The organism is Methylobacterium sp. 190mf, from assembly GCF_900107945.1.
Taxonomy (GTDB): domain Bacteria; phylum Pseudomonadota; class Alphaproteobacteria; order Rhizobiales; family Beijerinckiaceae; genus Methylobacterium.
The window spans coordinates 39,679-63,633 of sequence record NZ_FNVI01000015.1 but is presented as its reverse complement, the minus strand read 5'-3'; the positions used below and the strand labels follow the sequence as shown (position 1 = coordinate 63,633).

At 72.2% G+C, this 23,955-nt stretch carries 27 protein-coding genes; 11 read left to right on the top strand and 16 right to left on the bottom strand.

From position 1 onward, the window contains the following. Window positions 1-28: 28 nt before the first annotated feature. Window positions 29-772, bottom strand: a complete 744-nt coding sequence (locus C4T42_RS18530; RefSeq protein WP_020094195.1) for a DUF429 domain-containing protein — start codon at window positions 770-772, stop codon at window positions 29-31. Between the two features lie 113 nt (window positions 773-885). On the opposite strand from C4T42_RS18530, the gene C4T42_RS18525 reads away from it, so the two are divergent. Both C4T42_RS18525 and dut read left to right on the top strand, forming a co-directional pair. Further along, window positions 886-1,767 carry a CoA ester lyase gene (locus tag C4T42_RS18525; RefSeq protein WP_020094196.1) on the top strand — a complete coding sequence of 294 codons (882 nt, stop codon included), beginning with the start codon at window positions 886-888 and terminating at the stop codon, window positions 1,765-1,767. Next, complete coding sequence (dut, locus tag C4T42_RS18520) at window positions 1,764-2,234, top strand: dUTP diphosphatase (protein WP_020094197.1); 471 nt, start codon at window positions 1,764-1,766, stop codon at window positions 2,232-2,234. The genes C4T42_RS18525 and dut overlap by 4 nt, the downstream gene beginning before the upstream one ends. Before the next feature lie 157 nt (window positions 2,235-2,391). On the opposite strand, the gene C4T42_RS18515 is transcribed toward dut, so the two are convergent. Continuing rightward, window positions 2,392-3,267, bottom strand: a complete 876-nt coding sequence (locus tag C4T42_RS18515) for an ATP-binding protein (protein WP_103985597.1) — start codon at window positions 3,265-3,267, stop codon at window positions 2,392-2,394. A 167-nt stretch (window positions 3,268-3,434) separates the two neighbouring features. Here C4T42_RS18515 and C4T42_RS18510 point away from each other — a divergent pair, with 167 nt between their 5' ends. From C4T42_RS18510 to C4T42_RS18490, 5 genes are all read left to right on the top strand, one after another. Next, complete coding sequence (locus C4T42_RS18510) at window positions 3,435-3,878, top strand: OsmC family protein (RefSeq protein ID WP_056533937.1); 444 nt, start codon at window positions 3,435-3,437, stop codon at window positions 3,876-3,878. A 97-nt stretch (window positions 3,879-3,975) separates the two neighbouring features. After that, window positions 3,976-4,341 carry a nuclear transport factor 2 family protein gene (locus tag C4T42_RS18505; RefSeq protein ID WP_056533936.1) on the top strand — a complete coding sequence of 122 codons (366 nt, stop codon included), beginning with the start codon at window positions 3,976-3,978 and terminating at the stop codon, window positions 4,339-4,341. Window positions 4,342-4,441: 100 nt separating this feature from the next. After that, window positions 4,442-5,788: a serine--tRNA ligase gene (serS, locus tag C4T42_RS18500; protein WP_103985619.1), complete on the top strand. Its 1,347-nt coding sequence runs from the start codon at window positions 4,442-4,444 to the stop codon at window positions 5,786-5,788. After that, window positions 5,788-6,552 carry a 5'/3'-nucleotidase SurE gene (gene surE, locus C4T42_RS18495; RefSeq protein ID WP_103985596.1) on the top strand — a complete coding sequence of 255 codons (765 nt, stop codon included), beginning with the start codon at window positions 5,788-5,790 and terminating at the stop codon, window positions 6,550-6,552. Before serS ends, surE begins: the two co-directional genes overlap by 1 nt. A gap of 62 nt (window positions 6,553-6,614) precedes the next feature. Beyond that, window positions 6,615-7,211 (top strand): methyltransferase domain-containing protein, encoded by a 597-nt coding sequence (locus tag C4T42_RS18490; RefSeq protein ID WP_103985618.1) that lies wholly within the window; start codon window positions 6,615-6,617, stop codon window positions 7,209-7,211. A gap of 104 nt (window positions 7,212-7,315) precedes the next feature. Here C4T42_RS18490 and C4T42_RS18485 read toward each other — a convergent pair whose 3' ends face one another. From C4T42_RS18485 to C4T42_RS18460, 6 genes are all read right to left on the bottom strand, one after another. Next, a complete protein-coding gene (locus tag C4T42_RS18485; RefSeq protein WP_103985595.1) occupies window positions 7,316-8,194 on the bottom strand; it encodes a phytoene/squalene synthase family protein in 879 nt (292 codons plus the stop codon). Beyond that, on the bottom strand, window positions 8,194-8,592 hold the full coding sequence (locus C4T42_RS18480; protein WP_103985594.1) for an MTH938/NDUFAF3 family protein: 399 nt from the start codon (window positions 8,590-8,592) through the stop codon (window positions 8,194-8,196). Before C4T42_RS18480 ends, C4T42_RS18485 begins: the two co-directional genes overlap by 1 nt. A gap of 13 nt (window positions 8,593-8,605) precedes the next feature. Further along, window positions 8,606-9,547, bottom strand: coding sequence for a protein translocase subunit SecF (gene secF / locus C4T42_RS18475; RefSeq protein WP_012319245.1), 942 nt, complete (start codon window positions 9,545-9,547; stop codon window positions 8,606-8,608). 122 nt (window positions 9,548-9,669) lie between these two features. Beyond that, the gene (gene secD, locus C4T42_RS18470) at window positions 9,670-11,274 is read right to left on the bottom strand and encodes a protein translocase subunit SecD (protein WP_020094207.1); all 1,605 of its coding nucleotides are present in this window, start codon (window positions 11,272-11,274) and stop codon (window positions 9,670-9,672) included. A gap of 56 nt (window positions 11,275-11,330) precedes the next feature. Continuing rightward, on the bottom strand, window positions 11,331-11,663 hold the full coding sequence (yajC, locus tag C4T42_RS18465) for a preprotein translocase subunit YajC (protein ID WP_020094208.1): 333 nt from the start codon (window positions 11,661-11,663) through the stop codon (window positions 11,331-11,333). Between the two features lie 131 nt (window positions 11,664-11,794). Then, the gene (locus C4T42_RS18460) at window positions 11,795-12,676 is read right to left on the bottom strand and encodes an alpha/beta hydrolase (protein ID WP_020094209.1); all 882 of its coding nucleotides are present in this window, start codon (window positions 12,674-12,676) and stop codon (window positions 11,795-11,797) included. A 126-nt stretch (window positions 12,677-12,802) separates the two neighbouring features. Here C4T42_RS18460 and C4T42_RS18455 point away from each other — a divergent pair, with 126 nt between their 5' ends. Further along, window positions 12,803-13,195 (top strand): YidB family protein, encoded by a 393-nt coding sequence (locus tag C4T42_RS18455; RefSeq protein ID WP_020094210.1) that lies wholly within the window; start codon window positions 12,803-12,805, stop codon window positions 13,193-13,195. Between the two features lie 9 nt (window positions 13,196-13,204). Here C4T42_RS18455 and C4T42_RS18450 read toward each other — a convergent pair whose 3' ends face one another. Then, a complete protein-coding gene (locus tag C4T42_RS18450; RefSeq protein WP_020094211.1) occupies window positions 13,205-13,477 on the bottom strand; it encodes a hypothetical protein in 273 nt (90 codons plus the stop codon). Window positions 13,478-13,640: 163 nt separating this feature from the next. Between C4T42_RS18450 and C4T42_RS18445 the strand changes: the two genes are divergently transcribed. Continuing rightward, complete coding sequence (locus tag C4T42_RS18445; protein WP_020094212.1) at window positions 13,641-13,982, top strand: YidB family protein; 342 nt, start codon at window positions 13,641-13,643, stop codon at window positions 13,980-13,982. A gap of 136 nt (window positions 13,983-14,118) precedes the next feature. On the opposite strand, the gene C4T42_RS18440 is transcribed toward C4T42_RS18445, so the two are convergent. Next, on the bottom strand, window positions 14,119-15,624 hold the full coding sequence (locus tag C4T42_RS18440) for a peptidoglycan DD-metalloendopeptidase family protein (protein ID WP_103985593.1): 1,506 nt from the start codon (window positions 15,622-15,624) through the stop codon (window positions 14,119-14,121). 191 nt (window positions 15,625-15,815) lie between these two features. On the opposite strand from C4T42_RS18440, the gene C4T42_RS18435 reads away from it, so the two are divergent. After that, window positions 15,816-16,355 (top strand): GNAT family N-acetyltransferase, encoded by a 540-nt coding sequence (locus C4T42_RS18435; protein ID WP_020094214.1) that lies wholly within the window; start codon window positions 15,816-15,818, stop codon window positions 16,353-16,355. A gap of 111 nt (window positions 16,356-16,466) precedes the next feature. Here the strand turns inward: C4T42_RS18435 and C4T42_RS18430 are convergent, their stop codons facing one another. From C4T42_RS18430 to C4T42_RS18410, 5 genes are all read right to left on the bottom strand, one after another. Beyond that, entirely contained in the window at window positions 16,467-17,744 is a 1,278-nt protein-coding gene (locus tag C4T42_RS18430; RefSeq protein ID WP_020094215.1) for a porin, read from the bottom strand. Between the two features lie 223 nt (window positions 17,745-17,967). Further along, window positions 17,968-18,816 (bottom strand): 23S rRNA (adenine(2030)-N(6))-methyltransferase RlmJ, encoded by an 849-nt coding sequence (gene rlmJ / locus C4T42_RS18425; protein ID WP_103985592.1) that lies wholly within the window; start codon window positions 18,814-18,816, stop codon window positions 17,968-17,970. A 66-nt stretch (window positions 18,817-18,882) separates the two neighbouring features. Next, window positions 18,883-19,557 (bottom strand): ribonuclease T2, encoded by a 675-nt coding sequence (locus tag C4T42_RS18420; protein ID WP_020094217.1) that lies wholly within the window; start codon window positions 19,555-19,557, stop codon window positions 18,883-18,885. A 2-nt stretch (window positions 19,558-19,559) separates the two neighbouring features. Next, window positions 19,560-20,021, bottom strand: coding sequence for a hypothetical protein (locus C4T42_RS18415; RefSeq protein ID WP_020094218.1), 462 nt, complete (start codon window positions 20,019-20,021; stop codon window positions 19,560-19,562). A gap of 203 nt (window positions 20,022-20,224) precedes the next feature. Continuing rightward, window positions 20,225-21,220: an extensin family protein gene (locus C4T42_RS18410; RefSeq protein WP_026605092.1), complete on the bottom strand. Its 996-nt coding sequence runs from the start codon at window positions 21,218-21,220 to the stop codon at window positions 20,225-20,227. Window positions 21,221-21,331: 111 nt separating this feature from the next. Between C4T42_RS18410 and C4T42_RS18405 the strand changes: the two genes are divergently transcribed. Next, entirely contained in the window at window positions 21,332-22,564 is a 1,233-nt protein-coding gene (locus tag C4T42_RS18405) for an amidase (protein ID WP_020094220.1), read from the top strand. A gap of 42 nt (window positions 22,565-22,606) precedes the next feature. Here the strand turns inward: C4T42_RS18405 and C4T42_RS18400 are convergent, their stop codons facing one another. Beyond that, window positions 22,607-23,752 carry an AI-2E family transporter gene (locus C4T42_RS18400; protein WP_020094221.1) on the bottom strand — a complete coding sequence of 382 codons (1,146 nt, stop codon included), beginning with the start codon at window positions 23,750-23,752 and terminating at the stop codon, window positions 22,607-22,609. Between the last annotated feature and the right edge of the window lie 203 nt (window positions 23,753-23,955).

Here is a 23,955-nt window from a genome sequence, read left to right as displayed (position 1 = left end):
GCGCCCGGCGGAGGTGCGGGGCGCCGGTTCAGGACGGCGGGCGGGGCGCCGGTGCCCAGATCACGACGGGGAGCCGGAAGGCGTCGCGCTCGGGCGGATCCGGCAGCGGCACGGCCTGTCCGAGGCTTATGTCGCGGGCCACCACGAGGGCGGCCAGCGCGTCGAGATGGTCGTCCTCCGGAACGCCCTTGACCCGGGACCCGATCAGCGCGTCCGGCAGGCCCGCCGCTGCGAGGAGCGCCCGCCGGAGGTCCAGCCCCTCGCGGGCGCGCCTGCCCTTCTTGGGCAAGCCGAGCGGCCGGCCGCCGTTGAGGGCGTGGAAGGCCACCTCGGGATGGACCTCGTGGACCCGCGCGCGCGCCTCCGGGCGCTCCCGCAGGAGCGTGTCGACCGCGCGGACGTAGCGGAAGATGTTGTAGCCCTGGATCGACGGCGCGAAGGGCGGGTCGCTCGCGGCCCGCGAGGCGGCCTTCGCGGCGGCGTAGTCGGGGGCGTAGACCGCGCTCCGCGGCGGCATCGGGAACACCGAGGCCCGCGCCGGCCCGAGCCGGGCGCGCGCGGCCCGGTCGGCGCCGCGGCCGCCGCCGGTGATCCGGTCGGGCAGCCCGATCGGCACGTCGATCCCGACGATGCCGGGCCGCTCCGGCGCGTCGAGGAGCGCGGCGACGTCGGGGAACAGGGCGCAGCGGTGCCGGTCGGGGTCGTCGAGGTCGAGGAGCGCGCCCGCCCAGGCGCCGCGGCAGCCGTCCAGTCCCGCGATCCAGCGCGCCATGCCATTCCCCCGCCGCGGTGCGTGCGGCCGCCGTTCCGGCCCGCGTTCTTGCCGGGATGCGCGCGGAAAGCTATCCGCGTCGCCGAGGGCGCCGCCGGCCCGGGAGAAGCGTGATGAGCGAGATCCGTCCCCGTCGCAGCGTGCTGGCGATGCCGGGCTCCAACGCCCGGGCGCTGGAGAAGGCGCGGTCGCTCCCCGCCGACGTGATCCTGATCGACCTCGAGGACGGCACCGCCCCCGCCGCGAAGGCGGCGGCCCGCGCCCAGGTCGCCACCGCGGTCGCCGCGCGGGGCTTCGGCCCGCGCGAGGTCGTGGTCCGCATCAACCCGCCGGAGACCGAGGACGGCGAGGCCGACCTCGTGGCGCTCGCGCCGGCCGCCCCGGACGCGATCCTAGTGCCGAAGGTCCGGACCTCCGACGCGCTGATCGCCGTGGGCTCCCGCCTGCGCCGCCTCGGCGCGCCCCTGGCGACGCGGGTCTGGGCGATGATCGAGACGCCGATGGCGGTGGTGAACGCCGCCGAGATCGCGGGCGCGGCCCGGGACGTGGACGGCCGGCTCGGCGCCCTGGTGATCGGCCCGAACGACCTGCTGAAGGCGTCGCGGATCCGGCCGCCGGGGCGGGCCGCCCTGCTGCCCTGGCTGATGAACGTCCTGGCTGCCGCCCGGGCCTACGAGATCGAGGCGATCGACGGCGTGTTCACCGACCTCGAGGACGCGACCGGGTTCGAGGCCGAGTGCGCGCAGGGCCGCGACCTCGGCTTCGACGGCAAGATGCTGATCCACCCGAGCCAGATCGGCCCGGCCAACGCCGCCTTCGGGCCGGATGCCGAGGAGATCGCGCAGGCCCGCCGGCTGATGGACGTGTTCGACGCGCCGGAGAACCGCGAGCGCGGGGTCATCGCGGTGGACGGCAAGATGGTCGAGCGCCTCCACATCGAGGCCGCCCGGCGGACGCTCGCCATGGCCGAGGCGATCGCGCGGATGACCGCGTGAGCGACCTGCCGGAGGTCGGGCTGCGGCTGCTCGACCCGCGCCTGCCGGGCTGGGGCTTCCCGCGCTGGGGTTCGTCGGCCGCGGCCGGCCTCGACCTGCACGCCTGCCTCGACGCGCCCCTGGAGTTGCAGCCTCAGGGGAAGGCGGTCCTGATCCCGGCGGGGGTCAGCGTGCTGATCCGCGATCCCGCCTGGTGCGGGCTGATCTTCCCGCGCTCGGGCCGCGGACACCGGGACGGACTGGTGCTCGGCAACGGCACCGGTGTGATCGACGCGGATTACGAGGGTCCGCTGCTGGTCTCCGCCTGGAATCGCGACGCATCCGAGCCCGTGCGGATCGAGCCGGGCGAGCGGATCGCGCAGCTCGTCTTCACGCGGATCACGCGGCCGGCGCTGACTGTGCTGGAGGGCGCGCCCGGCCCCGGCTCGGAGCGGGGCGCGGGCGGGTTCGGGTCGAGCGGGCGCTAGCGCGCCCTCTGTCATCACGAGCGGAGCGAAGCGACCCAGGGCAGCGCGACATTGCCAGGCGTGGCGCTGCCTGGATTGCTTCGCTCCGCTCGCAAAGACGGCGCGGCCGACGCCATCAACCATTACGCGGATCACGGCAACGATCCGGCGCCGCCCCTCAGTCCAGCGTCTTGCCGAGCCGCCCGGCCAGGTCCTGGATGAACTGGAACGCGGTCCGGCCCGAGCGCGAGCCGCGGGTGGTGGCCCATTCCAGGGATTCGGCGCGCAGCTGCTCCGGCGCCACGGCGAGGCCGTAGCGGTCGGCGTAGGCGCGGATCATCGCCAGGTACTCGTCCTGGCTGCACTTGTGGAAGCCGAGCCAGAGGCCGAACCGGTCCGAGAGCGAGACCTTCTCCTCCACCGCCTCGCCGGGGTTGATCGCGGTCGAGCGCTCGTTCTCCACCATGTCGCGGGCGAGCAGGTGGCGGCGGTTCGATGTGGCGTAGAACAGCACGTTCCCCGGCCGCCCCTCGATGCCGCCGTCGAGCGCCGTCTTGAGCGACTTGTACGAGGTATCGTCGGCGTCGAAGGAGAGGTCGTCGCAGTAGACGAGCCAGCGGTGCGGGTCCGGCCGCAGCAGGGCCATCAGGTCGGGCAGCGCCTCGATGTCCTCCCGGTGGATCTCGACGAGCTTCATCGGCAGGCTGCCGGAAGGCCGGCGGGCGTTGATCTCGGCGTGGGCCGCCTTGACCAGCGAGGACTTGCCCATGCCGCGGGCGCCCCACAGCAAGGCGTTGTTGGCCGGCAGGCCGCGGGCGAAGCGCTCGGTGTTCTCCACCAGGGTGTCGCGCGCCCGGTCGATGCCGGTGAGGAGCCCCATCTCTACCCGCGCCACCTGCGGCACCGGGGTCAGCCGGCGCTCGGGCCCCCATAGGAACGCGTCGGCGGCGCTCGGGTCGAAGGCCGGCGGGATTGCGGGCGCGGCCCGCTCCAGCGCGGTGGCGATGCGCTCCAGGAGCGGCATCAGGGTGTCGAGGGTCGCGGGGCTCGTCATCGGATCGGGGGGTTCGCGTGCGGGTCGGTCAGGCGGCCGGTTCTACGGGGAAGAACCGGGGAAATCATCCGTGTCCGGACGCATGGCGCGGTCCTCCCGAACGCGAACCGGGATCGGGCGTTGGTATACCCGGCTGGTCGCGCCGAAACGTCCTCCGGGGAGCATCGATGGAAGCGGAACCGACGATCCGGATCACCCAGGTCGCGGATTACGTCTTCACGGTCGATTTCAGCGCGGCCCTGCCGGCGCTGCGCACCGACGAGGCGCCCCCGATCGGCGGCGGGACCGGGCCGTTCCCCGAGCAACTCCTGATCTCCGGGGTCGCGAACTGCCTCTGCGCCAGCCTCGTCTTCGCCCTGGGCAAGTTCCGCCAGGACGCGCGCGGCGTCGCGGCCGAGGCGTCGTGCCGGGTGGAGCGCAACGCCGAGGGGCGGCTGCGCGTCACCGGGATCGGCGTCCACATCCAGCTCGGGGCCGCCGCCGCCGACATGCCGCGGATCGACCGGGTGCTGGAGCAGTTCGAGCGGTTCTGCACCGTCTCGGAGAGCGTGAAGGCCGGGATCCCGGTCGCCGTGTCGGTGGCCGACCGCCACGGCACGCGCCTGAAATGACGCGCGTCGGGGAAAGATCGGCCGCCCGGCGCATTTCCGCAGCACCGAACGGCCGCGATGGCCGCGATGGCCGCAATGCCCGGAGTGAGGAGACGCCATGACGGACCAGACGCGAGAGCCCGCCCGCGCGCCCGAGGCGCTCGCCGCCCTGTTCAATCAGCGCGCCAATGCCGGCGACGTCGAGGGCCTCGTCGCCCTCTACGAGCCTGACGCGGTGCTGGCGGCGGGCCGCGTCGTCGCCACGGGCCACGCGGAGATCCGGACCTTCTACGCCGACCTGCTGGCGCGCAAATCCGATTTCCCGGCGCCGGAAACGCCGCCGCCGCTGCGCAACGGCGCGCTGGCCATGACCTTCGCGCGGCTGCCCAACGGCGCGTTCTCGGTGGAGGTCGCCCGCGAGCAGGCGGACGGCACGTGGCTCTGGGCGATCGACCAGCTGAAGCTCGCGCCGCCGAAGGGCTGACGGCCGGCTCGGACACTCCCGCGCGCTTGTCCCACCGGACGCGATGCGGCAAAGCGGGACCCGCGCGCTCGACGCCGCGCAGAAGACCCGAGCCGACTCGATGCACGACATCCGCGCCATCCGGGAGAACCCGGACGCCTTCGACCGCGACCTCCAGCGCCGGGGCCTCGCGCCGCTCTCGGCCGAACTGATCGCCCTCGACGAGGCGCGGAAATCGTCCGTCTCGGCCGCGCAGGCCAACCAGGAGCGGCGCAACGCGCTGGCCAAGGAGATCGGCGGCGCCAAGAAGGCCAAGGACGAGGACCGTGCCGCCGCCCTGATGGCCGAGGTCGCGGCGCTGAAGGGGGCCGAGCCGGAACTGAAGGCGGCGCAGGACGCGGCCGACAAGACCCTGGCAGACCGCCTCGCCGCGATCCCGAACCGGCCGAAGCCCGACGTCCCCGAGGGCGCGGACGAGCACGGCAACGTCCTCTACCGCAGCCACGCCGCGACCCGCGAGCGGCTGACCGAGGGCAAGGAGCATTTCGAGCTCGGCGAGGCCTCGGGCCTGATGGATTTCGAGGCGGCGGCCAAGCTGTCCGGCTCGCGCTTCGTGGTGCTGAAGGGCCAGCTCGCGCGGCTTGAGCGGGCGCTGGGCCAGTTCATGCTCGACCTGCACACGCAGGAGCACGGCTATCTGGAGGTGGCGCCGCCGGTGCTGGTGCGCGACGCCGCCATGTTCGGCACCGCGCAGCTGCCGAAGTTCGAGGACGACCAGTTCTCGGTCTTCAAAGGCCTCGATTACGTCAGGTCGCTGCAGGGGCAGGCGGGCGCGGATTCCGCGCCGGTCAGCGACGAGCATTTCTGGCTCGTGCCCACCGCCGAGGTGCCGCTGACCAACCTCGTTCGCGAGGCGATCCTCCGCGAGGAGGAGCTGCCCCTGCGCTTCACCGCGCTGACGCCCTGCTTCCGGGCCGAGGCCGGGGCGGCGGGGCGGGACACGCGCGGCATGCTGCGCCAGCACCAGTTCAGCAAGGTCGAGCTGGTCTCGATCACGACGCCGGAGGAATCCGCCAACGAGCACGAGCGGATGCTGACGAGCGCCGAGGCGGTGCTGAAGAAGCTCGACCTGCCCTACCGGGTGATGACCCTCTGCACCGGCGACATGGGCTTCGCCAGCCAGAAAACCTACGACATCGAGGTCTGGGTGCCGGGCCAGCGCACCCACCGCGAGATCTCGTCCTGCTCGGTCTGCGGCGACTTCCAGGCGCGGCGGATGAACGCCCGCTACCGGGGCAAGGACGGCAAGCCGGCCTATGTCCACACGCTCAACGGCTCGGGCGTCGCGGTCGGCCGCGCGCTCATCGCCGTGATGGAGAACTACCAGAACCCGGACGGCAGCATCACGATCCCGTCGGTGCTCCACCCCTACATGGGCGGGCTCAACCGGATCGAGGGCACCCGCTGATGCGCATCCTGGTCACCAACGACGACGGCATCCACGCGCCGGGGCTCAGCACCCTGGAGGAGATTGCCCGGGAGCTCTCGGACGACGTCTGGGTCGTGGCGCCGGAGAGCGACCAGTCCGGCGTGTCGCACTCGCTCTCGCTCAACGACCCGCTGCGGCTGCGGCAGGTCTCGGAGCAGCGCTTCGCCGTGAAGGGCACGCCGTCGGACTGCGTGATCCTGGGCGTGCGCCACATCCTGGGCGATCACGGGCCGGACCTCGTCCTGTCGGGGGTCAATCGCGGCCAGAACGTCGCCGAGGACGTGACCTACTCGGGCACAATCGCGGCCGCCATGGAGGGGACGATCCTCGGCATCCGCTCCATCGCCATGAGCCAGGCCTACGGCGCCGGCGGCCGCGGCGCGCTCAAGTGGGACTGCGCCCGGACGCACGGCGCGAAGGTCGTCCGCAAGATCCTGGAGACTGGGATCGAGCCCGGCATCCTGATCAACGTGAACTTCCCGGACTGCGAGCCGGCCGACGTGCAGGGCGTCGCGGTGGCGGCGCAGGGCTTCCGCAACCAGGCGCTGCTGTCGATCGACGCGCGTGTCGACGGGCGCGGCAACCCGTATTTCTGGCTGGCCTTCGCCAAGGCCCGGTTCGAGCCGGGCCATGGCTCCGATCTCAAGGCCATCGCCGAGAAGCGGATCTCGGTGACGCCCCTGCGCCTCGACCTCACCGACGAGCCGACGCTGACGCGCTTCGCGCAGGCCTTCGCCGAGTGATCGAAAGGACGTCGATCGATCTGGGCAGCCTGGAGGAGGCTGCCGGCAACGCGGCCTTCGTGATGGCGCTCCGGGGCCGCGGCCTGCGGGACACCGCGGTGCTGCGGGCCATGGAGCAGGTCCCGCGGGACACCTTCGCGTCGCCGCCGCATCGGGAGCACGCGCGGCGCGACATCGCGCTGCCGCTGTCGTGCGGCGCCTCGATGACGGCGCCGTCGACGGTGGCGCTGATGCTGGCGCAGCTGCGGCTCGAGCCCGGCCAGCGCGTCCTGGAGATCGGCACCGGCTCGGGCTACGTGACCGCGCTGCTCGCCCAGCTGGGCGCCGGGGCGGTGCTCAGCCTGGAGCGCTACACCTCGCTGGCCGGGGCGGCGACGCGGCGGCTCGCGGCCCTGTCCGAGGTGCATGTCGTCCGGGCGGACGGGCTGGCCCCGGACCTGCCGGACGGCGGCTTCGACCGGATCCTCGTCCACGGCAGCGTCCCCGCGATCCCATCGCACTGGCGCGCGGCCCTGGAACCGGGCGGACGGCTGGTGACGGGCCTGCGCGGCGACGGCGGCTGCCGGGTGGCGGTGCTGGCGACGCCGGAGGCCGAACTGGAACTCGGCGCGCTGGTGCGCCTGGCGGCCCTGGTGCCGGGCCTGGCGCAGGTGCTCTGACGACCCTGCGTCATCGCGAGCGCAGCGAAGCGACCCAGGGCCGCGCGCCCTCCGTGAGCGTGGCGCCGCTGGATTGCCTCGCTCCGCTCGCAAGGACGCCGCGGCTACCCCACCCGCCGCGCCGCCCACCACAGCCGCCACAACCGGCGCCAGCGCGGCAACTCGACGGGCGTGTTGAGCGGGTCGTAGGAGGCCCGCTCCATGGCGGCGAGGTAGGGCTCCACCAGGGCCGTGGGCAGGAAGGCGGCGCCCGCCGAGGGCGCGATGGTCGGGCGCGCCGCCTCGAAGGCCTTGAGGTGCTGCCGGGCGAGGGCGCGCAGGTCGGCGCAGGCCCGGCGCAGGCCCGGACCGCCGCGGCCCGTCACGATATCCTCGCGGGTGACGCCGTAGCGGCCGAGGATGTCGGCCGGCAGGTAGACCTGCCCCGCGCGGGCGTGCCAGGGCAGCGCCCGCAGGAGCCCGGTGATGCCGTAGGCCACGCCGGCATGCCCGGCCGCGCCCGCGCCGCCCGGTTCGGTGCCGTTGCCGATCACGAGGCTCGCCAGCCGGAACAGCGCCGAGGCGGTCTCGCCGCAATAGCCCTCCAGGTCGTTCACCCGGGGCATCGGGTCCTCGTAGAGGTCGAAGACGCGGGCGTCGATCAGGTCGACGAAGGGCTGGCGCCCGAGGCGGTTGGCCCGGATCGCCTCCTCCAGGGCCGCCGCCACCGGGTTGGCGCGCACGTCGCCCCGCGCCTCGCCCTGCAGGGCGTCGCGCCACCATTGCAGGCGGATCTCGCCGGCCATCGGGTTCGAGACGGCCTCGCGCACCCGCGCGATGGTCAACGAGAAGGCGTAGAGGGCGAAGAGGTGCGGGCGGGCGGCGGCCGGGGCGAACACGGTCGCGTAGTAGCGGTCCGGGTCGCCGGCCCGCACGAGGCCCTCGCAGTGGGACTGCGCGAAGGCGAGCCCGGTCTCGGCGGTCTGGCCGTCGACCTCCGGCATCAGGCCACCGCGATCAGCGCGGCGGCGACCTTGCGGTTCTCGGCCACCAGGATGTTGTAGGTCCGGGCGGCGGCGCCGGTCTGCATCACGTCGAGGCCGACGCCGAGATCCTTCAGCCAGCCTCGGAGCGCGGGATCGATCGCCGCGATGTCGAGGCCGGTCCCGACGAGCAGCAGCTCGATGCCGCCGGCCTCGGCCTGGACCGGGCGCAGGGCCGTGCGGTCGATGGCCCGCGGCTCCGTCACGTCCCAGGCGCGGACCCCGGAGGGCAGCAGCAGGATCGAGCCGCGATGCGACATCCCGGCGAAGCGGAAGCCACCGTTGCCGTAGGTGTCGATGATGTGCCGCCCCGGCACGAAGCCGGAGTCGAAGCTCTTCGGACTTGGCTGATCGGCCATCTGGGAAAAGGGACTACTCCGCCGGTTGCGGGACGCCGGACCGCTCCGAGGCCGCGCGGGCGCCCGAGAGCATCAGGCCCAGATAGATCAACACCGGCGTCGAGACGAAGATCGCCGAGTAGGTGCAGATCAGAACGCCGCAGAGCATCACCACGGCGAAGCCCTTGATCGCCTCGCCGCCGAACAGCACCAGCGCCAGCAGCGACAGCGCCGACGAGATCGACGTCATCACCGTGCGCGACATGGTCGAGTTGATCGACAGGTTGAGCAGGTCGACGGTCGGGATGGTCTTGTAGCGGCGCATCAGCTCGCGGGTCCGGTCGAACACCACCACGGTCTCGTTCAGCGAGTAGCCGACGATCGTCAGGATCGCGGCGATCGAGGTCATGTTGAACTCGATCCGGCTGATGATGAAGACGCCGACAGTCAGCACGATGTCGTGGAGGGTGCCCACGATGGCGCCGAGCGCCAGCTCCCGCTCGAACCGGAACCAGAGGTAGAGCAGCACCGCCACGACGGAGAGCACGACGCCGAGCGTGCCGGACTGGACGAGCTCGCCGGAGACGCGCGGACCGACGGTCTCGGTGCGGCGGAAATCGTAATCCTTGTCAAAGGCGGCGTGCGCCTTGTTCATCACCGCGGTCTGGCCCTGCTCGCCGGGCTGGAGCGGCAGGCGGACCAGCACGGTGCCCTGGTTGCCGAGTTCCTGAACCTCCGGCTCGCCGAAGCCGAAGCCCGCGGCCGTGTGCCGGATCGACGCCACGTCCGCGGTGCCGGACTTCGCCTGCAGCTCCACCAGGGTGCCGCCCTTGAAGTCGATGCCGAAATTCAGGCCGATCGTCAGGAACAGCGCCACGGTCGCGAGCGACAGCACCGCCGAGAGCGGGAAGGTGAAGCGCCGGAATCGCATGAAGTCAAAATGCGATTCATCGGGCCAGAGGCGGAGCAGGCGCATGGTCGGTACTCTATTCGCGGACATCGCGATGGAGGACGGTCGAGGCGCGGGTCCCCTCTCCCGTGCGGGACAGGGGGGTCACGTCGCGCCGCCCGCGCTCCCTCGATGGCCTCCCAGACTAATCAGAACGGCAGGGTCTTCGGCCGGAACGTATTGTACCACACCGCGATCATCATCCGGGTCAGCGTCACCGCGGTGATGACCGTGGTGAGGATGCCGAGGATGAAGACCACGGCGAAGCCCTTCACCGGGCCCGAGCCGAGGAAGAACAGGATCAGGGCGGCGATCGCCATGGTCGAGTTCGAGTCGATGATGGTGGCGAAGGCCCGGTCGAAGCCCGCCTGCAGCGCCGAGATCAGCGAGCGGCCGGCCCGCTGCTCCTCGCGCATGCGCTCGTAGATCAGCACGTTCGAATCCACCGCGGTGCCGATGGTGAGCACGATGCCGGCGATGCCCGGGAGCGTCATGGTCGCCTCCAGCACCGACATCAGGCCGAGGATCAGCCCGACGTGGACGATGAGGGCGATGTTGGCGATGAAACCGAAGGTCCCGTAGGTCGCGAACATGAAGGTCACGACGAGGGCCGCCGCCACCAGGGTCGCGAGCTTGCCGGCCTCGATGGAGTCGCGGCCGAGGCCCGGGCCGACGACGCGGCGCTCGACCACGGTGAATTTCGCGGGCAGCGCGCCGGCGCGCAGCAGGACCGCCAGATCGTTGGCCTGCTGCACGGTGAAATTGCCGGTGATCTGGCCCGAGCCGCCGGTGATCGCCGAGCGGATCACCGGGGCCGACACGACCTCGTTGTCGAGCACGATCGCCATGCGCCGGCCGATATTCTCCGAGGTCGCCTGTCCGAAGCGCTGCGCGCCGCGCAGGTTGAACTTGAAGCTCACCATCGGCTCGTGGGACTGCTGGTCGAAGGACGGCTGCGCGTCGGTCAGCTCGCCGCCGTCGGCCATGACCCGGCGCTCCACCGGGACCTTGGCGCCCTTCTCGTCCTTGGAGGGCAGCATGTCGACGTCGCCCGAGGGGCTGTCGGCGAGCATGCGGAACTCGAGCTTGGCGGTGGAGCCGAGCAGCTTCTCGAGCCGCTCCGGGTTCTGCTCGCCGGGCACCTGGATCAGGATCCGGTCCGCGCCCTGCTGCTGGATCGAAGGCTCGGTGGTTCCGGTCGAGTCGAGGCGGCGCCGGATGACCTCGATGCCCTGGCTCACGGCCCGGCGGGTGCGGTCGGTGATGCCGGCATCGGTGAGGGTCAAGCGGATCACCCCGCCCGGCTGCTCGGCGATGTCCAGGGTGCGGGCCGCCGTCTGGCCGATCGAGGTGGTGATCGGCTGCGACAGCTCCTGGAGCTTCGGCAGGACCTTGGCCCGGGCGGCGGCGTCGTCGATCTTCACCTGCACGCCGCGCGGCAGCAGGCCGATGCCGCCGTCGGCGCGGACGTTCTCCTGCTGGAGCACGCGGCGCACGTCGTCGCGCAGGGCCTTCGCCTGCGAGGCGATCAGTTCGTTCTGGTCCACCTCGAGCAGCAGCTGCGAGCCGCCCTGCAGGTCGAGGCCGAGCACGATCGCGCGCGTCGGCACCACCCAGCTGGGGAACCAGGGGGGCAGGCTGGCGACGAAGCTCTTGCGCTGCTCGGGCGAGAAGAAGCTCGGCACGGCGAGCATCAGCCCCACCAGGATCAGGCCCAGTGTCGCGATGATCTTCGCACGGGAGAAGCGCAGCATCGGCCGTCTTTTTCTCTTTTGGGCCGGCGCGCGGCGCCGGCCGGTTCAACCGGGAATCAGGCGGCCTTCACCGTGCCCTTGGCGCGGACCTCGGAGATCATCGACCGGACCACCCGCACGCGCACGTTCGGGGCGATCTCGACCTCGATCTCGGCCTGGTCGTCCGAAGCCTTGGTCACGCGGCCGACGAGGCCGCCGTTGGTGACGACCGTGTCGTCCCGGCGCACGGACTTGAGCAGCGCCTGGTGGTCCTTGACCCGCTTCTGCTGCGGTCGCAGGATCAGGAAGTACATGATCACGAAAATCAGGACGAACGGGACCACCTGAAAGGCGATCTCCGCTCCGCCAGCGGCCGCACCGGCCCCTTGCGCGAAGGCGGGGGTGATCAACGAGCGTCTCCTGCGAATGGCGCGCAGGCCTGCCGCCGGATGTGGCGCCCGCAGACCTGTCGAAAAGCGCGCGGACTATAGCCAGGGGCTTCCCGAAAGCAACGCCGAACCGCCGGGCATCGGCGGCGCGCTCATAGCAGGGCGCGTATCGCCGCCGCGAAGGCGTCCGGCGCCTCCTGGGGAAAGTTGTGGCCGACCCCCGCGACGATCTCACGCCGGTACGGCCCGGTGAAATGGCGGGCGTCGGTATCCGTGGCGGGCGGCGGCCCGACGCCGTCATCGGCGCCGAGCAGCACGATCGACGGCACGGCGATCGCCGGCTGGGCCGCCAGCCGCCCCTCGATCGCCACCAGCGCCGGATCGCTCGAAACGAGGCCGAAGCGGTGGCGGTAGGAATGCACCACCACGTCGACGAAGTCGGGATTGTCGAAGGCGCGGGCGGTCCGCGCGAAAGTCTCCGCGTCGAAGGCCCAGGTCGGCGACCACAGCTGCCACAGCAGGCGGCAGAAGGCGTCCCGGTTCTCCGCGAGGCCAACGCGGCCGCGCTCGCCGTGGAGATAGTACTGGTACCAGAGGCGGTACTCGGTTTCCGGCGCGGCCGGCCGCCCGGCGGCCGGGATGTTCTGGATGTTGTAGCCGACGCCGCAGCTGACGAGGCCCCGGGCCCGGCCCGGCCAGAGCGCCGCCACCACGCAGGCGGCCCGGCCGCCCCAATCGTAGCCGGCGAGCACGGCGCTCCCGACGCCGAGGGCGTCGAGGAAGGCGAGCAGGTCGGCCCCGAGCGCCGCCTGCTCGCCGGAGCGCGGCGTGGCGGCATCCAGGAAGCGCGTCGGCCCGTAGCCGCGCAGGTACGGCACGAGACAGCGCACGCCGTCGGCGGCGAGCTGCGCGGCCGCGGCCGCGCAGGCGTGGACGTCGTAGGGGAAGCCGTGGAGCAGCACCGCCGTCGGCCCGCCGGCCGGACCGGACTCGAGATAGGCGACCTCCAGGACGCCGGCCCGCACGCGCTTCATCGATGGCTCCCGGGTTCGTGACGCCGGGATCCTAGCCGGTTCGCCGCGCAATTGCCGCACGCGCTTGCCGTCGCCGGTTCGCGCCCGACTTCACCCTGCGACGAAGAAGCGCGACGGTGGAGAACCATGGGCCTGCTCGACGGTGCGAAGACCCTGATCGGCGATGTGGTTGCGGCGGCCGACCGGGCCCTCGAGGAGACCGGCAGCGGCAAGCTCGCCCTGTCGCTGGCGAAGTTCTATCCCGGCGGCCTCCCGTCCTTCCTCGACCGCCTGCGGGAGACCGGGCACGGGGAGGCGGTGGCATCCTGGCTCGGCTCGGGCGCGCGGCAGACGGTGCCGGAGAGCGCCATCGCGGCCTGCCTGCCGCAGGGCGTGACCGAGCGCCTCGCGTACGATCTCGGCGTTCCGGAGGCGCGGGTCCCCACAGTGCTGGCGGAGTTCCTGCCCGCGGCGGTCGCCGACCAGAGCGAGAACGGCACGCTGAAGCCGCAGCCGAATTTCAGCACCCAGGTCCGCTGATCGCCCACCTCACGGGGCGGCGCACTTCATCTGCGGCGGCGCGGTCGCGCAGCTCAGGTGGCAGCTCTGCCTGGCGAAGCAGAACCACGACAGTTCGCCGCTCTTCAGGCAGGAGCCGCCACAATGGCGGTACGTGCCATAGAGCGGCCGAACGAAGACGGCATCCGCTAGAGGGCGCTCTTGAGCAAAGCGCTCCTGCACCGGACGCGTCGCTTCCGCGTCCGGCAGGGCCGCGGAGACGGACGCGACCGCGAGCACGCATGACAGCGCCAGGGATCTCATGAGAGCCGACCGCGGACCGATGTCCCGGCCGGCATTCCGGACCAAAGGCCGATCGCTGTCGACTAAATTGCGGTTCACACCGGCGCGTCGCGGACCACCGGCCTCTCCCGCTTCGCGGAGATTGCTCTAGACTCGCGCCACTGACCATTCGACGGGGGTCCACATGAGTCTGCTCAACACTCTCGGCGGCTCGCTGGGGCAGATCGCGCTGAAGGCACTGCCGGGCGTGATCCAGCAGGTGCTGCCCGGCGGACTGAACGCGCTGCTCGATCAGCTCCGGCGCTCCGGCTACGAGAGCCAGGTCAATTCCTGGCTCGGCCGCGGCCCGAACGAGCCGATCACAGCCGAGGATCTGCGCAAGGTCCTCGACAACGAGCAGGTGCGCCAGATGGCGGAGAAGCTCGGCGTTCCGATGGACCAGCTGTTCCCGACCCTGGCGCAGGCCCTGCCCGAGACCGTCGACCGTCACAGCCCCGAGGGGACGCTGCAGGCGCCGAAGGCTTAGGACAGCCGGCGCGGGTCGCGAGCCGGGGCGGCCGGACGGCGGACGACGCGAAACGGCGGCCCCGTCCGGGACCGCCGCCGCATCTTGCCTCTCGTTCGGTGCCGCGCGGGCCGGCCTCGGCCCCGCGCGGTCCGTCTCAGTTGCTGGCGAGCTGGGACATCGGATCCACGGGCGCGCCGCCCTTGCGGATCTCGAAGTGCAGCTGCGGCGAGGTCACGTTTCCGGAGGCGCCGGACTTCGCGATGGTCTGGCCGCGCTTGACCTTCTCGCCGGGCTTCACGTCGATCTCGCCGTTATGGGCGTAGGCCGAGACGTAGCCGTTGGCGTGGCGCACGAGGACCAGCTTGCCGTAGCCCTTCACGTCGGAGCCGGCATAGGCGACCGTGCCCTCCTCGGCGGCCTTGACCGGAGTACCCTCCGGCACGGCGATGTTGATGCCCTCGTTGCCGGAGGTGCCGTAGCCGGAGATCACCCGGCCCTTGGCGGGCCAGCGGAAGTTCTCCGTCGCCTCGGCCACGGAGCCGGTGGCGGCGGGCTCGGGCTTGGCCGGCGCGGCAGCGACCGGGGCCGCCTTCGGCGCCTCCTTGGCGGCGACCTTCTCGACCTTCTCGGCGGCGGCAGCCTCCTTGGCAGCCTCCTTGGCGGCCTTCTGGGCGGCTTCCTTGGCGGCCTTCGCCTCGGCCAGCTTCTGGGCGGCCTCCGCCTTCGCGGCGGCCTTCGCCTCGGCCTTGGCCTCCTGAGCCTTCGCCTCGGCCTTCGCCTTGGCCTCGGCCTTCGGATCCGCCTTCTTCTCGTCGGCCTTCTTCTCGTCCGCCTTGGCGACCTGTCCCGGGCGCACGTGCTTCGGCTTCTCGCCCTCCTTCAGGGCGACGTCCTTGCGGGTCTTGGCGTCGGCGACCTTGCGGGCGGCGGCGTCGCGGGCGAGCGCCTCCTTGCGCTCCGCCTCCTTCTCGGCGGCGGCGGCCTTCTGCGCGGCCTCCTTGGCGGCCTTCGCCTCGGCCAGCTTCTGGGCGGCCTCCTTGGCGGCTTCCTTGGCCTCCTCTCGCTTGGTCGCGATCTTGTTCTCGACCTGCTTGGCGTCCTCGCGCTTCTCCTCGGCGGCCCGGGCCGGCCGGGCGGTCATCGGGGACGCGGCGGGGTTCAGCCCGGAGGCGTTGTAGACCGGGATCACGATCTGGCGGCCGGGCGTGATCTGGTTCGCGTTGCTCAGGCCGTTGGCGGCCAGGATCGCCGAAGCGGGCACGCCGAAGCGGGTCGACATCTGGTTCAGGCTGTCGTTGCGCGACACGGTGATCTGCGTGCCACCCTCGGCGCTCCAGCCGACCTTGCCGGTCGAGGCGACGCGGGTCGCGGGGGCGGCGGCGTTGGTCTGAACCGGCGTCGCGGCGGCGGACGGCCGCGCGGCGGCGGGGGCGCCGAGCGCCTCCGACTGGATGCGGCCCGTCCGGACCGGCGGGACGGACTTGAGGCTCCCGTCCGGCAGGCTGCCGGTCGCGGAGGGTTCCGAGTCGAACGGGTTCGAGAACGGGTTCGTCAGACGCGACGCGTCCGACGAACAGGCGGCAGCCGCACCGCCGATGATGCCGATGAGCGCGACGCGCGACAGCGTCCGCAACATCTGACCCGTACCGCGCACCCGCATCGACGCACCCGTTTGCCTGACGCAACCTGATGCGCCAATGAAGACGGATTCAGGTTAAGCAACCGTTCCCGTTCCGGCGGTCTGCGACCCTGGAGCGAAGGTAGGTGCAAGGTTTTCGCGCGGCCCAGAGGATGATTCCCGCTCGCGGGATCGTCCCTTTTCGTAACCGGCCGGCACCCCACATCGCATCCATGTTTACCATCCGCGGCGCGCGCGACACCCTGGCCGACCTGCCGGCGCTCGAGACGGCGCGCCTCGCGATCGCCGCCCTCCGGCCTGCCGACGCGCCGGCCGTCCGCGCGCTCACCGACGATCCGGCCATCACCGCGGCGGTGGATTTCCTGCCGACGCCGTTCACCCTGCAAGATGCCGAGGACCTGATTCGCAGCTGCGCCCGGGGCCGGGACTGCTTCCTCGGCGCCTGGACGCGGGACGGCGCGCCCGATCCGCCCGGGCGCGCGCTCGTCGGCGTCTTCGGCACGCATCTGCGCGGCGCCGGCACGATCGAGATCGGGTACTGGGTCGGCGGCGCCGCCCGCGGGCGCGGCTACGCCTACGAGGCCGTCTCGGCGATCCTCGATCTCCTCGGGGGGCGCTTCCCGGCGCGCGTCGTCGTGGCGGAGTGCCGCCCCGCCAACGTCGCCTCCTGGGGCCTGCTGGAGAAGCTCGGCTTCCGCGACACCGGCGAGGAAGGCCACCGGCCGGGCCGGCGCCTGCTCAGGCGAGCCTAACTCGGGGAAGGCGTGCCGGGCCGGGACCGGTGTCGCGCGGCCACGAAAAAGCCCCCGGCCTGAGGCCGGGGGCTCGCTGACAGGCGTCCTGAGCCGGACCGGGCGGTCCGATCAGAAGGTGATGCCGGTCTCGACCATGTAGCGGTCCTGCGAGGTGCGGTTGCCGGTGCGGCCGAAGCCGGTGCCGAGCGTGCCTTCCGCGAGGTTGCCGCGGGTGATCCCGCCGAGCTCGACGTGGGCGTACTCCACCCGGAAGAAGTAGCGGTCGAAGGTGAAGGTCGGCGTGACGGTCACCGAGAAGGCGTTGCTGCCGGCGCCGAAGCCCAGCAGGTTGGTGCCGCCCGACCCGCGGACGCCCGTCTGCTCGGTGTACTCGACGCGGCCGGCCAGGGCGAAGTTGTCGGTGAAGGAGTAGGCCGCCAGCAGCGCCCCGCCGTAGGTCGAGGCCGAGTTGGCGATGCCGACGCGCAGGTCACGCTCGACGTTGGTGAACTGGAAGTACGGCGAGATGATCCACGGGCCGTTCGCGTAGGTGTAGTTGATGTTGAAGATGCCGCTGTTCTGCTGGAGGTTCGGCGTCGCGAACTGGTAGCGCGGGCTGCGGTCGAGGGCGTTGGTGCGGCCGAGGTTCAGGCCGCCGTTGACGCCGATCGTGTTGTAGTCGTCGAGCTTGTAGGCGACGTTGCCGGTGAACCACGAGATCTCGTTGGAGAAGAACCCGTCCGTGCCGGCGACCGACACCGAGAGCGGCCCGCTGCTGTAGTTGACCTGCACGCCCTGGTTGATGAAGTTCTCCTGCACGAACAGGAGTCCGCGGTTGATGTTCAGGTTCTGGTAGGTGAACAGCAGCTCGGTGCCGATCATGGTGAACATCCGGCCGCCCTGGACCGACCATTCATCGTTGATCTGGATCTTGCCGTAGGCGACCGGGACCGGGCCGAACAGAAGGTCGGTCTGGGTGAAGGTGCTGAGGGTGGGGAAGCCAAGCTGCGGGATCGAGTAGCCGCCGGCCTGGATGTAGAACTGGAACGCGCCCTCGGGCTTCTGGATGATGCCCTGCACGTTCGAGAAGTCGAACCGGGCCGCGCGGTCGCGGTCGTTGGGCGCCGCCGGGGTCGAGAACGACGCGAACGGGTTCGACTGGGTGTAGCCGTAGCCGGTGATGGCGCCGCCCACGTAGAGGTCGCCGAGCGGTCCGGCCGAGAAGCAGCTCGGATTCGGGTTGGCCTTGATCACGCCGCCGTAGGCCGGGCCGAGGAGCGTGGCCTTGCAGGGCTCGGCGGGAGGCGCGACCGGAACCGGCGCCGGGGCCGACAGGTCGGCCGCGAGGATGCTGGTCGAGGACAGCAGCACGGTGGCCAGGCCGGCCAGGGTGGATCGCTTCAGCATGGTGTCGCAGCTCGTTCGGGTTCGTCGACGGCCAAGCTGACATCGCGGTGCGATTGACACAAAATCAAACATGAAGCAGTTGCATAATTTTTAGGCAGTTCCGTATCGCTGACTACGTTCGTTGCGGAAATGTGACTTTGCCGCCACAATTGTATCGGAACCCCGTCCTTTTCCTTCCGCGAGGGTCCGGAGGTCTTCGGCGCGGCGCCCCAATTCTACCGAGTCAGGCGGCCGGGCCGATCGGATCGCAGCGAAACCCTCCGAAGTCCTGCCGGGCCAGACGTTCGGCGAGCGCCGGCAGGAACAGCATCGCCTCCTCGGCGAGGCGCCAGGGCGGGTTGACGACGATCAGGCCGCTGCCGGTCAGCCGCGTCGGGTCGTCCGGCCGGTCGATCAGCAGGTCGAGCCGCAGGGCGGGGCGGGGCAGGGCGGCCCCGAGGTCGCGGACCATCTGGTCGAGGGCCGCGGCGTCCTTGATCGGGTACCAGGCCAGGAACAGGCCGGTCGGCCACTTCGCCACCGCGCGGGCGAGATGGGCGCCGAGGCGCTCGATCTCGCCGGGCACCTCGTAGGGCGGGTCGATCAGCACGAGGCCGCGCCGCTCCGGCGGCGGGATCTGCGCGTTGATCGCGGTCCAGCCGTCGAGGTTCATCACCTTGGTGCGGGGATCGCGGGCGTAGCGGTCCTGCAGGGTCGCGGCGTCCGCCGGGTGCAGCTCGACGAACACGCCCTTGTCGCCAGGGCGGAGCGCCTCGCGGATCACGGCCGGCGAGCCCGGATAGGCGGTGGTGCCGTGTCGAGCGCGCACCGCCGCCACCGCGGCCCGGTAGGGCTCCAGCAGCGCTTCCACCTCCGGCGCGAAGGGCGCCCCCATCCGGCCCCAGCCGTCCCGCCACTCTCCGGTCCGGGCCGCCTCGTCGGCCTCGAGATCGTAGACGCCGAGGCCCGCGAAGGCGTCCAGCGCCCGGAACGGCTTGTCCTTGCGGCGCAGGTGGTCGAGCACCCGCGCCAGGACGAGGTGCTTGAGGACGTCGGCGTGGTTGCCGGCGTGGAAGGCGTGCCGATAGTTCATGGCAGCGCGCTGAAGCCGATCCCGGGCGCCGGGTCCAGGGGCCGGCGTGCGAAAGGCGGAAAAAACTCAGCGCGCGGCGTCGAGGCTCACCTCGGGCGCCCGGCAATTGCCGCGGGCGACCTCGGGACAGGGGGTGAAGCCGCGCAGGTCCTTGCCGAAGCAGATCCGGACCTCCTGCAGCTGCCCGCGGGTGCAGGTGACCGCCATCATGTCGGGGCGCAGGCCGCGATTGGCCGCCACGAACTGCCGGGCGATCTCGATCGGCGCGAGGGTCTGCGGCGGGGCGCCGCCCTTGAGCCCGTCGGGGATCGTCACCGCGAGCCGCGCCGTGCGGGCGGCCGCGAAATAGGCGGCGGGATCGAGACCCGAGCAGGTGCCGTGCTTGCGCCACTCGTACCGCGCGAGGCCCTCGCTCGGGTAGACCTGTCCGGCGACCTCCATGGCCTGCCGGGTCGGGGCGCGGTTCACCGCCGAGCAGTTCTGCGGATACCCGCTCGCGTATTGCGGCCACAGGCCGTGGACGACGAAGCCCAGGCCGCGTCCGGGGGCGCACTGGACGTCGTCCCGGCGGGCGCCCGGCCCCGCGCAGTAGGTCGGCGACCACGACAGGGCGAGGACGTAGAAGTCGAAGTCGCCGGGCGCGCCGCGCCGGGCGAAGCCGCCGTAATCCTGGGCGGCGGCCGGGGCGGCGGCCGACCCGGCGAGGAGCAGGCCCGCGAGGCCGGCGGCGCGCCCGCGCATGGTCAGGGACGCGCCATCCGGCAGGCGGTGGCGTAGGCGTAGGAGAGGTCCCGGTCGAGGCCGTGGATGCAGAACTCGACGCCCCAGGTCGCGCCGATGATGCCGAGGCTCTCGCGCACCGAGTAGTCGACCTTGCGGCGGACCCCGTCGGAGGTGGTCACGGTCGCGGTGCAGAACCGGCGCGGATAGGTGTCGAGGCCCCAGGGCCGCCACGCGGTGCGCTCGATCGTGTCGAAGGACAGGATCGTCATCGACGAGTTCCAGAACTTCGCCTCCTTCTCGGCGAAGTTGGTCGAGACCCGCTCCAGCACCGACGGGTCCTGGCAGCCCGGGATCTGCGCGTCGAACGGGAAGATCCGCTCCTCGGCGGGCTCGATGTCCTCCCGGGCCGACCGGGCGAGCGCCGGCTGGGCCAGGGCGAGAAGGGCCAGCCCGAGGGCGAAGCCGTGAAGAACCGGGCGCATGGCGCGTGCCTCGACGGATGTGCGATCCTGCATCCGCGAACGATGGCTTCGCCGCGCCGCCAGTCAAGCTCCGGCAGTCCCGCGCCGGCGCTTTGCCGGCCTGTGCGGCGCGGCCGCTACAGTCACCGGTCGGGGCGCGGCGCGGGATCGGCGCCCGGCCGGATCCGGCGCCCGGCGCGAGCCCCGCGGGTCGCGCCCGCCTCTCAGTAGATCGGCTCCGCGCTCGGCGGCGCGCCGAGCTGCAGCGGCTCGTCGTACTCCTGCGCGGGCTCGTCGTGGGCGGCGGCGACCCGCGGTGCCGGCCGCACGGGCGCCGTCGCGGTGTAGGCCGAGGCCGCGGCCGGACGGTCGAGGGGCCGGGCGGGCGCACGGGCGACCTGGGTCGCGCTCCCGGCCTTCGACATCGGCGACACGCCGTAGGGATCGTCCTCCTCGACGTCCACCGGCGCCTGAGGGCCGGCGGGCTGGCGCTGCGGCGGGATCGGGCGGCTCAGCGGCCGCTCGGCCCCGGTGCCGAGCTGCGGCGTGAACTTGATCAGCGGCTTGCAGATCCGGCGCAGACCGCGCGGGTCGTGCCGTGCGAGATCGACGTGGATGTGATCGTAGTGGAACACGTTCGAGCCGGGCGCCAGCACGGTGGTGAAGCGCTGGCAGGCGCCCAGGAAGATCTCGCGCAGGAAGCCCTGCTCGGCCTCCGTGCCGCGCCAGCCGCCCTTGACGGTGATCACGTGGCCGTCGGCGAGCTTGATCGACATGACGTCGATCGCGTTCCCGAAACCGTGCTCGGAGAGCTTGGCGCCGGGCTGGTTGTTGCGGCCGCGGCAGGAATAGGAGCCGGCGTTGATCTCGGCCACCGGCACGCCGAAGTAGAGGTTGGCGGCCGGCTGGATCGTGTCGGCGAGCCACGCCTCGGCCTCGGCCAGCGCCGGGCAGCCCAGCGTCATCCGCTGCTTCAGCAGGACGGAGCCGCTGCCGAGCCGCGTCACCCGGAAGGGCTGCTGCATGCCGCAGGGCCCCGGGCCATCCATCGCCGCGATGGGCGTGATGTACTCCGAGGGCTCGACGAGCTTCTTGGCCAGGCAGACCTGCTCCGCCTGATCGCGCCACGGTTCACGTCGCTCGAAATGATTGATCGAGCACGCGGTGAGGCCCGCACCGAACAGCGCAAGGGCCGAGAACAGGGATACGCCACGCCACATGACCCGGACGATGCGCACGGTCGCGTAAAGCGTTCGTCAACGGCGTTTCGGGAATGCCGTCGGCTGTGGCGTCTCGGTTGACAGCGCCGCGGACCGCGGACTGAATGCATTATGCTCTCGCTTCTCGACCTCCGCGCCCGCATCGAAGCCGGCACCCTGACGCCCGCGGGCGCGATCGACCTGTGCCGCGCCGCGATCGCCGCGCGGGAGCCGGACCTGCGCGCGCTGGTCACCCTCGACGCGGCGCCGGCGATCCCCGAGACCGGGCCGCTCGCCGGCATCGCGGTCGGCGTGAAGGACATCATCGACAGCGCGGGCCTGCCGACCCAGATGGGCTCGCCGATCTACGCGGGCTGGAAGCCCCGGGGCGACGCCGCGGTCGTGAGCCGGCTGAAGCAGCTCGGTGCCGTCGCCCTCGCCAAGACCACCACCACGGCCTTCGCCAGCAGCGATCCGACCGAGACGGTCAACCCGCACGATCCCGGCCACACGCCGGGGGGCTCCTCGGCGGGCTCGGCCGCCGCCGTCGGCGCCGGGATGCTGCCGCTGGCCCTGGGCACGCAGACGGCAGGCTCGGTGATCCGGCCAGCGAGCTTCTGCGGCTGCGCGGCGGTGAAGCCGTCGTTCCGGCTGATCCCCACGGTCGGCGTGAAGACCTACTCGTGGGCCCTCGACACGGTCGGGCTGTTCGCCGCCGGGGTCGCGGACGTCGCCCACGCCCTCGCGCTCGTCACCGGGCGGCCGGAGATCGAGCGGGCGGAGGGGGGCTCGGCGCCGCGCATCGCCGTGGTGCGGCAGGATTTCGCCGGCACCCCCGAGCCGGAGGCCGAGGCGGCGCTCACCCGCGCCCGGCAGGCGGCCGAGCGGTCCGGGGCGCGGGTGAGCGACCTCGCCCTGCCGACCGAGCTGGCGCAGGCCTGGGAACGCCACCGCCTCATCCAGAACTACGAGGGTCGGCTGGCGCTGGCCTGGGAGTACGACACGCAGGTCGACGCGCTGCCGCCGCGCACCCGCGCCCATCTCGATGACGGGGCGACGATCAGCCCGGCCCAGTACGATGACGGGCGCCGCCACGGCCATCACGCCCGCCGGGTGCTGAAGGGCCTCTTCGCCGATTACGACGCGATCCTGACCTTCTCGGCGCCGGGCCCGGCGCCCGCGACCCTGGCCTCGACGGGCGACCCGCGCTTCAACCAGCTGTGGACGCTGATGGGCGTGCCCTGCGTGAACGTGCCGGTGCCCGGCCACCGCCTGCCGGTGGGCGTCCAGGTGATCGGCCGCTTCGGCGACGACGGCCGGGCCCTGGCGGTCGCCCGGATGATCGAGGCCGCGCTGCGCGGCTGACCGGCCGCCCGCGCCCGTCGACGGCGCGGGCGCCCGGGGCGCTCAGCTGCTCGGCTGCTCGTGGAGCGTGTCCTCCACGTAGAGCTGCTCCAGCAGGACCTTGATCACCGCCATCAGCGGCAGGGCGAGGGCGATGCCCCAGAGCCCGAAGATCACGCCCAGGATCAGCTGGCCGGCGAAGATCGTGGCCGGCGGGATGTCGAGCGCCCGCTTCTGGATGAACGGCGTCAGGCCGTAGCTCTCCAGGCACTGGACCGCGAGATAGACGCCGATCGCGCCGATCACCGCCTTCGTGCCCGAGGCCAGGGCGGCCAGGACGATGACGAGGCCCGCCACCAGCGGCCCGACCGTGGGCACGAAGGCGAGCAGGCCAGCCTGCAGGCCGAGGATCAGCGCGCCGCCGATACCCAGGAAGGCGAGGCCGGCCCAGGTGCACAGGAAGATCACCGCCATGATAATCAGCTGGCCGAACAGCCAGTGGCGGAGGGTCTCGCCGGCCCCGTCGAGGACCTGGCTGGCCCGCCAGCGCTTCGCCGGCGGCACGAACCGGACGACCCCGTCCCGGTAGGCCTTCGGGTCGGCCGCGAAGGCGAGCCCCAGGAAGGCGATCACCAGCACGTTGCCGAGGGCGTCGAACAGGCCCAGGATCACCGCCGCGGCCGGCCCCAGGACGCTGCCGGCATCCGACACCATCGAGCTGCCGCCCTTCAGCAGGCCGTTGGCGAGGCCGCCGAGCCCCCCCTCTCTCTGGCCCGCATCCGTCGAGCCGTCCTTGCCACCGCCCTGCGGCGCGAGGCTCGGCACGTCGATGCCCCGCTCCGACAGCCAGCCCGTGACGGTTCCGGCCTGATCCTTGATCGTCGTCCCGAGGTCGCGGCCCTGCTGGACGATGGTGGCGCCGCCGTAGCTCCCGAAGCCGATCACCGCGGCGGCGACCGCGAGGCTGGCGATGGACAGCCGCAATCCTCGCCGGAGGGGCAGGACGCGGCCGAGCCCGCGGGTCAGGCCGTCGAGGAACACGCCGAGGAGCACCCCGGCGAAGATCAAGAGGAGCGTGCCGGCCGACATCCAGGCCAGGGCCAGCGCCACCACGAAGCACACCACGGCGATCCCCGAGGCCGCCAGCGGTGCGGCCCCGCGCCAGGGCCCGACGGGGCCGTCCAGTTCCTGAAGGCTGCTGTCCGACATCGTCGCTCCTAAACCGCGGGCTCACGAACGCCGTGGGCTCTCAGGGGTCAAGTCCGGCGGCCGGCTTCTGTGCAATCCGGGGTGGGGATGCGCGTCCGCGCGTCGTCCGCGCGTCGTCCGCGCAAGTCGCCGGACCGCAGGCTCCGGCCGCCGGGAGCCGCACCGTCGGCACGGACGGCGACCGACAGGGTCCGCCCCTCGGC